This window comes from Rufibacter radiotolerans (assembly GCF_001078055.1).
Lineage (GTDB): Bacteria > Bacteroidota > Bacteroidia > Cytophagales > Hymenobacteraceae > Nibribacter > Nibribacter radiotolerans.
In genome coordinates this window covers 2486776-2498982 of the sequence record NZ_CP010777.1, presented here as the reverse complement: position 1 = coordinate 2498982, position 12207 = coordinate 2486776, and the positions used below count along the sequence as shown (strand labels likewise).

At 50.8% G+C, this 12207-nt stretch carries 6 protein-coding genes; 4 read left to right on the top strand and 2 right to left on the bottom strand.

Going from position 1 to position 12207, the window contains the following annotated elements:
• The first annotated feature begins 113 nt into the window (after positions 1-113).
• A complete protein-coding gene (gene mgtA / locus TH63_RS10410) occupies positions 114-2648 on the top strand; it encodes a magnesium-translocating P-type ATPase (protein WP_048920893.1) in 2535 nt (844 codons plus the stop codon).
• A 139-nt stretch (positions 2649-2787) separates the two neighbouring features.
• Here the strand turns inward: mgtA and TH63_RS10405 are convergent, their stop codons facing one another.
• On the bottom strand, positions 2788-4035 hold the full coding sequence (locus TH63_RS10405; RefSeq protein ID WP_082161633.1) for a peroxiredoxin family protein: 1248 nt from the start codon (positions 4033-4035) through the stop codon (positions 2788-2790).
• A gap of 152 nt (positions 4036-4187) precedes the next feature.
• On the opposite strand from TH63_RS10405, the gene TH63_RS10400 reads away from it, so the two are divergent.
• A complete protein-coding gene (locus TH63_RS10400; protein WP_048920892.1) occupies positions 4188-6461 on the top strand; it encodes an aconitate hydratase in 2274 nt (757 codons plus the stop codon).
• Positions 6462-6572: 111 nt separating this feature from the next.
• On the opposite strand, the gene TH63_RS10395 is transcribed toward TH63_RS10400, so the two are convergent.
• Positions 6573-9254, bottom strand: a complete 2682-nt coding sequence (locus tag TH63_RS10395) for a S8/S53 family peptidase (protein WP_197088538.1) — start codon at positions 9252-9254, stop codon at positions 6573-6575.
• A gap of 639 nt (positions 9255-9893) precedes the next feature.
• Here TH63_RS10395 and TH63_RS10390 point away from each other — a divergent pair.
• Both TH63_RS10390 and TH63_RS10385 read left to right on the top strand, forming a co-directional pair.
• Positions 9894-11753 (top strand): PAS domain-containing sensor histidine kinase, encoded by a 1860-nt coding sequence (locus TH63_RS10390; RefSeq protein ID WP_048920890.1) that lies wholly within the window; start codon positions 9894-9896, stop codon positions 11751-11753.
• Positions 11746-12156 carry a response regulator gene (locus TH63_RS10385; RefSeq protein ID WP_048920889.1) on the top strand — a complete coding sequence of 137 codons (411 nt, stop codon included), beginning with the start codon at positions 11746-11748 and terminating at the stop codon, positions 12154-12156. Before TH63_RS10390 ends, TH63_RS10385 begins: the two co-directional genes overlap by 8 nt.
• Positions 12157-12207 lie beyond the last annotated feature (51 nt).

The window sequence follows — 12207 nt, the reverse complement described above, 5'->3', positions numbered from 1 at the left end:
TCTCGCTGAAGCTGGAGGTACGCGAAAAGTGGTAGAATAAAGCGCAGGAGCGTCGCCTTTGGGGCTGCTACCACGTTTATAGCTATAGAACGCTTGTAAAAGGGATTGCACCCATGGACCTGACCACCCAAAGCACCTTCTGGCAATTTGAGCCTCCGTATTGGTTTGGCCAGCTCCAGAGTTCCGGCACCGGGTTAACAGAGCAAGAAGCCTTGCAGCGTTTACAAAAGGCAGGGGTAGCGATTAAACGGAAACCCGCCCTCCAAAAGGATTTGCTTCTTTTTATCAATCAGTTCCGGAGCCCCATCATTCTGCTATTATTAGGCGCCGTGGTTCTGTCTGCCTTTCTGGGCGATACCTCAGACGTGTTCATTATTCTGCTGATTGTCCTTTCCTCCAGTACGCTAAGTTTCTTCCAGGAACGAAAGGCCGGCAAGGTAGTGGAAAGGCTACAGTCCATGATTGCCTTGCAGAGTACCGTTTTAAGAAACGGCATAGCAAAGGAAGTGCTCTCTACTCAGATTGTACCCGGTGATGTGATCCTGTTTAACGCCGGTGACCTCATTCCCGCCGATTGCCTGCTAGTGGAAGCCAATGAACTACATGCCAATGAGGCCAGCCTGACCGGAGAGTCTTTTCCGGTGCGCAAGGAAACCGGCAGAAAAGAAGAGCAAACCCCATTGGCAGAAAGACGCAACTGCCTCTGGCAGGGAACCAGTATTGTGAGCGGCACGGGCAAGGCGCTGGTAGTAAACACCGGTACCAATACCCTGTTCGGGACAATTGTCAAAAGCGGGGCTACCATCAGTGAAAGTACCTTTGAGAAAGGCATCAGGGATTTTGGCTATTTCCTGATGAAGATCACGCTGGTGCTGTCGCTAGTCATTCTGGTGGTCAATTTACTTAACCATAAAAGCGTGGTAGAATCGGCGCTGTTTGCCCTGGCGCTGGCCGTGGGAATGGCCCCGGAACTGTTACCCGCCATCACCACCATTGCCATGAGCGCGGGCGCCAAGCGCATGCTGGAGCGCAACGTGATTGTGAAGAAGCTGGCCTCCATCCAGAACCTGGGGGAAGTAAACCTGCTGTGCGCGGACAAGACCGGCACCGTGACCGAAGGCACCATCTCCGTGGAGCGCCTGGTAGACAGCACTGGCCAGGAAAGCGACTACGTGAAAACGCTGGCCTTCTGGAACGCTTCCTTTGAGACGGGGTATTCCAACCCCATAGATGAGGCGCTCAAGAAAATGTCCATGCCAGCCACTGCGCTGCCCCAGAAGATAGGAGAGATCCCGTATGATTTCATACGGAAGCGGTTGAGCATTGCCGTTGACACCGGCCAGGAAAAACTATTGATCAGTAAAGGCGCCTATCCTCAGATTGTCGCTATTTGCACCACCATCCGGTTGAATGACCACCAGGTGGAGCCCTTTGCGCCGCACCTGGAGCAGGTACAAAAACAGTTTGAGAAATACGGCGAAGACGGCCTGCGAGCCATTGCCCTGTGCTATAAAAACATTCCAGCGGAAGCCGTGACCAAGGAAGCGGAGACGGAGATGACCTTTGTGGGGTTTGTGTTGCTCAAAGACCCCATGAAAGCCGGTATTGTGGAAACCATTCTGAACCTTAAAAAGCTGTATGTAGACCTCAAGATTATCACCGGCGATAATAAAAACATTGCCCGCTCCATTGGGCTGGGAATGGGCATTGCGCACCCCAAAATTGTGACCGGCCCAGAACTGTTGAACATCAGCCCGGAGGCTCTGGAACACAAGGCGGCTAAGACCCACATCTTCGCGGAGGTGGAGCCGCACCAGAAAGAGCGCATCATTCTGGCCCTGCGCAAATCCTACACGGTGGCATACCTGGGCGATGGCATCAATGACGTGTCGGCCATCAACGCCGCAGATGTGGGCATCTCGGTGAGCAACGCAGCCGATATCACCAAGGAGGCCGCAGATTTTGTGTTGCTGGAGAATAACCTGTCGGTGTTGGTAGACGGCATCAAGGAGGGCCGCATCACCTTTGCCAATACCCTCAAATACATCTTCATCTCTACGGGCTGCACGTTTGGCAACATGCTGAGCGTGGCGGTGGCTTCGCTGTTTCTCCCGTTCCTGCCCATGCTGCCCAAGCAGATCATCCTCACTAATTTTATCACAGACATTCCCTATATCTCTATTACGGCAGACAACGTGGACCAGGAGCAGATAGTAAAGCCAGGAAAGTGGGACCTGAAACTGATCAGGGACTACATGGTGGTCTTCGGGCTGCACAGCTCGCTGTTTGACGTGGTAACGTTTGTCACGCTCCTGTACCTGCTGAAATCTACGGAAGGCGCTTTCCAGACTGGGTGGTTTATTGAGTCTATTCTTACGGAGCTGTTTATCCTGTTCATCATCAGGACCTACAAGAATTTCTTTAGAAGCCGCCCTGGCAAGTACTTGACCCTCTTAAGCCTGGTGGGGCTGGTCCTCACGCTGGGCCTCCCGTATCTACCCTTCGCTGGAAGCCTGGGACTGGTGCCTTTGCCGCTGGTCAATCTGGGGGCCATGATATTGATTGTGCTGGCCTATATCATCACCGCTGACTTGCTCAAGGTATGGTTTTTTAGGAGGGAAACCCACAACCTAAGCAGAATAAGGTAACACTCAATAAAGGTATGCCTCCGTTAAAATAAGAGACGTTTACGTTTTGGGCCTGTTTTCCAGAAAACAGGCCCAAAACAGCAGCGGCGCGGCTCTTTGAGAGAACCGCGCCGCTGCTTGAAATTGCTTGATTTGTTCTCTATTCGGCCAATAGGGCGTCAATGGTTTTATTGAAGTCCTGCACAAACTCCTCATAGTATTTGCCGGTGCCGGGGCCCGAGAAGCCCGTGTGGATCTTGCGTACCTTGCCTTGCTTGTCAATAATGATAGTGGTAGGGAAGGAGAGTACGTGGTTGAGGGCCGGTAAAGATTTTGCCACCAGTTCCTTGTCTTTGGTGCCGGCCACCAGCAAGGTGTAGTCTACCTTCATCCGGTCGCGCATCTTTTCAATGCGAGTTTTAGCCTTTTCATAATCCGGGCTCACTTCATAGCCCAGACCAACCACTTCCACGCCGCGGCTTTTGTTTTTGGCGTACCAGGGGGCCATAAATGCGGTCTCATCCATACAGTTAGGGCACCAGGACCCGAAGATCTGCGCCACCACCACCTTGCCTTTGAATTTTGGATCTGTGAGGGAGACTTTCTTGCCGCTCAGGTCTGGGAAAGAAAAGTCTAAGCGGTCATAACCCGGCTTCAGGTGGGTGAGCGTGTCGGCGGAGGCCAGTTTAAAGTCTGGGTTGCGTTTTGCGGTCCAGGTTTCATGGCCGGCTTTGCCGGAGTAGAAGTGTCCGGTCAAGGTGCTGTCCGGCCCGCCATTGGCCGTGAAGAGATAGGCGTGGGCCCCGTCAAAGGTTGAAAGCTTCAGTTCATTGCCAGAAACCTGGCCCTGCAGATAGCGGTAGTCGCCGGTGGTGGTCAGGAAGGTACCGGTAAGGGCATTGCCTTTCTGCACAAACTCACCAATGGAAGGATAGGTCTGGCCGTCTTCTTCAGTGAAGGTTACTTCCCACTTACCGTTCACGTTGAGGGTTGGTTTGGCGGGGTTTTCAGAAAAACGACTCGTTTTCCCATGCTCCGCCGAGAAAGGCAGGCTGTACGGCTCGGCCACGTCTTTGCGGTCCCAGCGGCCGGTAAGCTTATTGGCATCTGCTTTGGCAATGAGGGCCGCGTCAAAAATATGCATCTGCAGGCGCACGCTATCCTGGACGTATGAAATTTCATCAATCAAAATTCTCTCTTCTCCGTTAAGAAGATGAGCTACCTGCTTTCCGCCTTCCTCAGAAACGGTAAAGTTAAAAGGCATTTCCTGGCCGTTCACCATAATGGTACCGCGCCAAGGGCCTGTCTTTAACTCACTTGAGGTAGAAGGAGAAGAACAGCCCTGCAGGCCCATGGCCGCCGCTAAAAGCGTGAAAAAGGAATATTTAAAAAACGATTTCTTGTTCATGCTGCAAATCTACGGCTCCGGGTGGAATAAGTGGCAAAGGCCACTAAAAACCTTTACGGAAGCTGTTCATTTAAAAGTTTGTGTAGAAGTGTTTTGTTTGCGACTTTTGTGCGCGACGTTAAGCAAGAACTAAAATAATACAACGCAGATCTATGGCATTTGATGTAGAAATGATCAAGGCAGTGTATGCGCAACTGGGCGACCGGATTGCAGCGGCACGTACGGCAGTAGGCCGTCCTTTAACTCAGACAGAGAAAATTCTTTACGCTCACTTATATAACGGTGCGGCTACGCAAGGCTATGAGCGGGGTAAGTCTTACGTAGATTTCGCGCCAGACCGCGTGGCCATGCAGGATGCCACCGCCCAGATGGCTTTGTTGCAGTTCATGCAGGCGGGCCGCGCCACGGCTGCTGTTCCTTCAACGGTACACTGTGATCACCTTATCCAGGCGCGCGTAGGCGCTGACCAGGATTTGGCCGAAGCGAACACCGAAAACAAAGAGGTGTATGATTTCCTGGCCTCGGTGTCTAACAAATATGGTCTTGGCTTCTGGAAACCAGGCGCAGGTATCATTCACCAGGTAGTACTGGAGAACTATGCCTTCCCGGGCGGAATGATGATCGGGACTGACTCCCACACGCCTAACGCAGGTGGTCTGGGCATGATCGCGATTGGCGTGGGCGGTGCCGATGCCGTTGACGTAATGGCCGGTATGGCCTGGGAACTGAAATTTCCGAAAGTGATTGGTGTGAAACTGACCGGTAAGTTAAGCGGTTGGACCTCTGCCAAAGACGTAATCCTGAAAGTGGCCGGTATTTTAACCGTTAAAGGCGGTACTGGAGCCATTGTAGAATATTTTGGCGAAGGTGCCAACAACCTGTCTTGTACCGGTAAAGCCACCATCTGTAACATGGGTGCCGAGATTGGAGCTACAACTTCAGTGTTCGCCTATGACCAGAAAATGAAAGAATACCTGGTAGGTACGGAGCGCGCTGAGATTGCCGAGGCCGCCGATCAGGTAGCCCAGCACCTGCGTGCCGATGACGAGGTATACGCTGACCCGGCTTCTTTCTATGACCAACTGATAGAAATTGACCTGAGCACCCTGGAGCCACACGTGAACGGTCCGTTCACCCCAGACGCCGCATGGCCTATCTCTCAGTTTGCCGCTGCCGTGCGTGAGCACAACTGGCCAGCCAAATTGGAAGTTGGTTTGATTGGTTCTTGCACCAACTCTTCTTATGAAGACATTACCCGCGCGGCCTCCGTGGCCAAGCAAGCCACTGTTAAAGGGCTGGCGGTAAACGCAGAATACACCATTACCCCAGGTTCTGAGGTAGTACGTTTCACCACTGAGCGTGACGGCTTACTTGATACCTTCGCAGAGATTGGCGGGGTTGTGCTGGCTAACGCCTGTGGACCTTGCATTGGCCAGTGGGCCCGTCACACCGACGATCCTAAGCGCAAAAACTCCATCATCACCTCGTTCAACCGTAACTTCGCGAAGCGGAACGACGGTAACCCAAACACCCACGCATTTGTGGCCTCTCCTGAGATTGTGACCGCCTTCGCTATTGCCGGTGACCTTACCTTTAACCCGCTCACCGACACCCTTACCAACAAAAACGGTGAGCAGGTGAAATTGGATGAGCCCATGGGTATTGAATTGCCGGTAAACGGTTTCGCCGTGGAAGACGCTGGTTACGTAGCCCCAGCTGCTGACCCAAGTGCCGTGAACATTGTGGTAGATCCTAACTCAGACCGTCTGGAGTTGCTGGAGCCGTTCAAGGCCTGGGACGGACAAGACATGACCGGGTTGAAACTGTTGATCAAAGCCCAGGGCAAGTGTACCACCGACCATATCTCTATGGCTGGTCCGTGGTTGAAATACCGTGGTCACTTGGATAATATCTCCAACAACATGTTGATTGGTGCTATCAACGCCTTCAACGGCGAAGCCAACAAGGTGAAAAATCAACTCACCCGCGGCAGCGGATACGAGGAAGTGCCTCAGGTAGCCCGTACCTATAAAGCCGCCGGTCTTGGGTCTGTGGTAGTAGGAGACGAGAACTACGGAGAAGGCTCTTCCCGTGAGCACGCGGCCATGGAGCCCCGTCACTTAGGCGTGAAAGTGGTATTGGTGAAATCCTTCGCCCGTATTCACGAGACCAACCTCAAGAAGCAAGGCATGCTGGCCTTAACCTTCGCTAACAAGGAAGATTATGACCGCATTGAGGAAGAGGATGTAATTGACATCCTTGGTTTAACCAGCTTCACTCCGGGCGTTCCTTTGAAAGTTAAGTTAACGCATAAAGACGGTTCTACTTACACCTTTGAGGCCAACCATACCTACAACCAAGGTCAGATTGAGTGGTTTAAAGCCGGCTCTGCCCTTAACTTGATTCGTCTGCAGCAGAATGCCTAATTCATCAGGCAACGCATAAAAAAAGGAAAGGCGGCCCATAGGCCGCCTTTCCTTTTTTTATTCACTTCTGTTTTAGGGCCGTTTTACTAAAACGGCCCTAAAACAGAAGTTTTATTTTGAGAGCATCAGCTTCTTCGTCACAGTTCCGGCAGCAGAGGTTAAGCGCAGGTAGTAGATACCAGATGCCAGATGCGAGAAATCAAGGCTGGGTTTATCGGTGCGGGAGTACGGACCTTGCCAGGCGATCTCGCCTCTGGCGTTCACCAGTTGCACCGTTACCGTAGTCTGTTGCATGGCCGCCGGCAAGGAGACCGTTACCTGTCCCTGCGTAGGGTTGGGGTAAAGGCTGACGGCGTCGGCAGGCAGAAGACCCGGGCTGGAGGTGACAGTACGGGCTGTTTGCAGTTGCTGGTACTTCCGGAGGGCCGCTGCGGCGCTCTGGGAGATTTCGGCGCGGGTGTTGCCAGCCACTATGGCAAAGGCCACGGTGTCATGTTCATTGGGCGGTAATGATTTAATGGGGCTGGAAACGAGTAGGGAGACGTCTTTGCCCGTGTCAAAGCCGGCTTTTTCCCGTTGCACTCCCCCAGACATGGCCAGGTATTTTTCCTGCGCCGAGAAGCCATCTCCCATGTTAATGGTTCCCGGGGTGGCAGAAGAATTCTCTAGCGCATAAAACCCGGGGGTGCCCTCACTTAATAATTGAATGCCAGTCCAGAGGGTGGTATCTGTGATATGCCTGATAAAGCCCAGTCGTAACTGGTTGTCCCATTCCACCACGTTTTTAGATGCGGCCAGAAGGTCCCAATCTGTAAAGAAGCCGGCGTAGGCATTCTCAATAGGCTCAGTGGTACGGTTGGTCAGAATATACTCCAGCATCACATACCCCCGGTTAGGGTTGTCTTTCCAGGCGAAGACATTCTGCTGGATTTTCAGGCTTTTGTTTTTGGTAACGGTGAGGGAATCTTCCATCACGTTGGAGGCATGGAAATCGGCGTAGGGAGAGTTTACCTGCCGGAAAAGGGTGGAGACGGAATAAAAGTCTTTGTCGGTGCCGCCTTTTTCGTTTCTGATGTTATCAGACACATAGGTAGGGGAGTACCCTATCAGTAACCCGCCCTCTGCCAGCAGAGGCGAACTGCCCCGGTAAGTTACCCCTTTCCCCTGGCTGTAGTTCAATCCATTATACCCAATGTTCCCCGTGCTCATGACAGAGGCTACCAGATCATTCACATCTGTGGTCAGGAAGCTAGGGTTGAGCACCAGTTTCACATATTGGAAATCTGTGTACGCGCCGTCTGCAAAACTAAAACGCAGATCTATGGTGGTATTGGAAGGCGTATTGGCGGCAATCTTAATTTTGAAAGGAGTGGCCTGGTTACTAGAGCTGGCCAGCGTAGCCATAGCGCCCAGGGTGGCCCGGTCCTGCAGTACCTGGATATAGGGGCTGGTAGAGGAAATAGTAACCGTGAGCGCAGATAAAGGTTGTAGATAATTGGTGCAGGAGCCCGTAAGTTGTACCTCCTCGCCGGGCAGGAGTGCTCCGTTATTGACCAGGTTGACGGCAGTAATCCGGGCAGCTTTGGTCGTGTTTTCTGCCAGGGCGCGGTACACGTTCAAACGGCCTTTGCCTAGTTTTTCATAGTAGGGGGCGTTGCCGGGGATGGTATAAATTTCATCGGCGGTGACCCTGATCCGTTCGGCCACCTGAAGGGCTGTTAAGGTAGGGAACCGGCTACGCACCAAAGCCGCCGCACCCGCTACTATTGGGGATGCAAAAGAAGAACCGGAGGCTGAACTGTAACGGGAGTCGCTGGCATTTTGGGTAGAAAAGGCGTCTACGCCCAAGGCCCCTAGGTCAATGGCATAGCTGAAGGTATGGGAACTGCCTTTTACATCATATTTATCCAAAGCAGCCACCGATAATACATTTTGATAAGAGGCCGGGTAAAAATCCAACTCAGCGTTGGTGTTGCCTGCGGCGGCAACTATGACCACATCTCGGTTAATGGCTGCGTAGTTGATCACATCCTGCTCATAGGCAGAATAGTTGCCAGCAGCGCCCCAGGATAAGTTAATCACCTTTACGCCATGGTCGGCGGCGTAGACAATGGCATCATATCCCCTAAAAGGGCCGTTAGACTGAGAGGAGAAAACCTTAATTGGTAAGAATTTGCAATTGTAGCCCACCCCGGTAATGCCTATGCCATTGTTGGCCTGCGCAGAGGAGAAGCCCGTAACGAAGGTGCCGTGTCCATTGGCGTCGGCGGTAGGGTCGTTGTCGCCATCGGCCATGTCCCAGCCCCTGAAGTTGTCCACGTAGCCGTCGCCGTCATTGTCTATTCCGTCAATGGGGTCTGCGTAGTTGCATTTAAGGTTACCTCTCAGGTCTTCGTGGGTAAGCCGTACGCCGGTATCTAGAATTCCAACAACCACGTTGCTGTCTCCCTTAGAGATATCCCAGGCTCTGTAGGCGTTGATGATCTTTAAGTAGTTCTGAGAGCCTGACACTGAATCTGCCAAGGGGTCATTGGGGATATGCAGCGGTTCATAGAGGTAAAGGGGCTCTACATACTCCACCAGGCCGGTGGCCAGCAGGTCTTTTTTAATCTGTAGAAAGGATTGGCCAGGGGTGTAGCGTAACTGGTAGATCAAAGAAAGGTCCACCCCGTTTTTTGCTAACGTTTTGGCTTCTGCCATTGGGGCGGCATGCGGGAATTTCTTGGCTGCCGGCGTAGAGGCCACGCGCTGTACCACTTGTTGCACGGAAGAGGCTCCCGCGCTTTTTCCCAAGGCCTGCGCCGCAGATGGCTTTAATTTGAAAACCAGAGTAAGTGGTTCTGTTTTTGGAGTATTCTGGGCCCTCGCCTCCATCCTGCCAAAGGAACACAGGATTATGCCTAAAAATGACAGAACTAAGTAAAAGTTTTTCATTTAACTAAAGGTAAATTTTTTTCAAAGGCAATGGAGTTATTGGGTCAAGAAACGGCAATAATAGAATTATGAAAATGAAGAGGCGGATCCATCTTTTAATACGGTAAGTACTACTATTGGTCTTTGGTAAATACTATCTTTAAGAAAGTAGTTATTGTATTAAAGAAAGAACTTGTAAATAATCTATAAAACAGCCCAATCAGGCATAGAATATAAAGAAAATCCTTCCTATTTTATACCAATATAAGCATTAGGGCCTTTATTTTCGCCGACTATAATTTGTTATTTTTCTTTAAAGAAACAGATAATTAACTAGTTAGGTCAAGCAATAGATTTAAAATATGGCTTTCTTTCGTACTGGTGTATGTATTTGAATTATATAAAGTTATTCAAGGCCTAGCTTCCATGTTTTGTCACTAGGTTTGTATTATTGCAGGTAGTACCAAATATTTAGGTAAATGGTTTCCTTTTGATGAGAAATCACGAAAACAACACCGTATGAAATCTCTTGCAGAGGAAGCATTTGAAATTCCTAAGGATGGTTATTACAAGCTGTTGTTTGAAAATAACCCATTGCCCATGTGGGTTTTCAATACCCAAAGCCTTCGGTTTATAATGGTGAACGCCGCCGCCGTAAAGTTGTATGGATACTCAGAAGAGGAATTCCTTCAGATGACCATCAAAGACGTGCGGCCCCCAGACCAGGTTCCCCATTTACTGGATGTGTTAAGCCAGATAAGAGAAGACTTGAACCTGACTGATGAATGCGTACACCGGAAAAAAGATGGGACCTTATTGTATGTAGAAGTTCATGCGCATGCCCTGGAGGTACAAGGGAATAACAATTACCGGTTAGCTGTGGTCCATGACCTCACGGCCAAAAAAATAGCCGAGAAACAACTGCTGGATTTAGAAAGCCGGGCCCAATCAATCCTGAACAATATTGTGGGCATTATTTTCTCCTTTAACGCCAAGATGGAGATGACCTTCGTGAGCCCGCAGTGTGAGACCATACTGGGGTACACCCCAGATGAGTTTTATGCGGATAAATATTTATGGTTTAACCTGGTAAACCCCATAGACCGGCCCCTTTTTGAGGAGGCCTTGCCCAAGCTAAAGACCAGCAGCAACCAGTTCCAGATGGAATACCGGATCAGGACCAAAGCCGGGGAAGAGAAATGGCTGATTACCCGCTGCTCCTCTAAACTAGATGAGCAGGGGCATATGATGCGCTTAGACGGAAGCTCCAATGACATTACCCTGCGGAAAAGAACGGAAGAGAAACTGAAATTCGCGGATCTTTCCATTGAACACGCGGCAGAGGCCTTTCTCTGGGCCAGGGTAGACGGCAGTATCTTGCGGGTGAATAAGGCGGCCATTGCGTTGCTGAGGTATTCAGAAGAAGAACTTTTGGCGCTTACCATTTTTGAGGTTGCCCCATCGCTTTTGCGGCAGGTCTGGGAGCGCCAGAGCACCGGGGAAGGGCCGGTCACCATCAAAAGCTTTGAGATAAACGTGCGGGCCAAAGATGGGCAGGAAGTACCCGTGGAAATTAATTTCAACCTTTTTGGTTTTGAGCAGGAGAATTTCAGCTTTATCTCCATCAGGCAGATAAAGGACCGCAAGCAGGCCGAGGCCGAGAAACTCAGCCTTACCGAGGAGATGGCGCGGCAAAACGAGCACCTGCGGCAGTTCGCCTATATTGTCTCCCACAACCTTAGGGCGCCCGTGGCCAATATCATGGGGCTGACCAGCCTGTACAACCGTAAAAACGTGCTGGACCCGGTCAACCCGGTCCTCATCAATAAGCTGGAGAAAACCTCGCACAAGCTAGACTCTACCATTAAAGACCTGAACGAGATTCTCACCATCAGGAGCAAGGTAGACCAGCCCCTGGAGGTAGTGGATTTGCAGGAGGTATTACAGGATGTGCAGGACAGCGTGGCCTGGCAGTTGTTCCAGTCCTCCTGCAACCTGACCACAGATTTTAGCGCCGGCACCAAGGTGTTGGCCTATAAAGGTTATGTGCACAGCATTCTTTTGAACCTGATTACGAACGCTATAAAATACCGCCGCGAAGGAACAGGTTTGGAAATTGGTATTAAAACTGTATTTTCAAACGAATTATTATGTCTGCAGATACAAGACAACGGCATGGGGATTGACCTGGGCAAACAGGGCTCCAAAATTTTTGGGCTTTACCGGCGATTTCATCCTCACATTGAAGGGAAAGGCTTGGGCCTTTACATGATTAAAACCCAGGTGGAGACCATTGGTGGCTGGGTAGATGTTGATAGTGAGGTAGGCAAGGGATCAACCTTCAAAGTTTTTTTTAAGTATCCCCTAACACATGAGTAAGAACAGGAAAGTATTTTTAATTGATGATGATGAGATCCATAACTTCTTATGCGAAAGCGTAATAAGAGGGCAGCACTTCGCAGACACCATCAACAGTTATTTATGGGCCGAAGACGCCCTGGAGAACTTGACCCAACTGGTGAGTGAAGCTCCGGAGGACTTTCCTGAGATCATCTTCCTGGACATTAACATGCCTGGCATGGACGGCTGGGAGTTTATAGAGGAATACCAAAAGCTGCCTTCTGAGGTGACCAAAGGGTGCCTGCTCTTTGTGCTGTCCTCGGCGGTAGACAAAAACGACATCCTGCATGCCCGCAACCTCTCTGAGGTGAATGACTTCTTCTCCAAGCCCCTGACCCCAGATATCCTCAACATCATCTCTGAACATTACCCTATGCCTTAAATCTATTTTGGGCCTGTTTTCTCCAAAACAGGCCCAAAACAGATGCTTCGC

Excerpts from the sequence above, each read along its gene's own strand:
- TH63_RS10390 (WP_048920890.1), top strand. The coding sequence starts at position 9,894 with ATGAAATCTCTTGCAGAGGAAGCATTTGAAATTCCTAAGGATGGTTAT.
- TH63_RS10400 (WP_048920892.1), top strand. The coding sequence starts at position 4,188 with ATGGCATTTGATGTAGAAATGATCAAGGCAGTGTATGCGCAACTGGGC.
- mgtA (WP_048920893.1), top strand. The coding sequence starts at position 114 with ATGGACCTGACCACCCAAAGCACCTTCTGGCAATTTGAGCCTCCGTAT.
- TH63_RS10385 (WP_048920889.1), top strand. The coding sequence starts at position 11,746 with ATGAGTAAGAACAGGAAAGTATTTTTAATTGATGATGATGAGATCCAT.
- TH63_RS10405 (WP_082161633.1), bottom strand. The coding sequence starts at position 4,035 with ATGAACAAGAAATCGTTTTTTAAATATTCCTTTTTCACGCTTTTAGCG.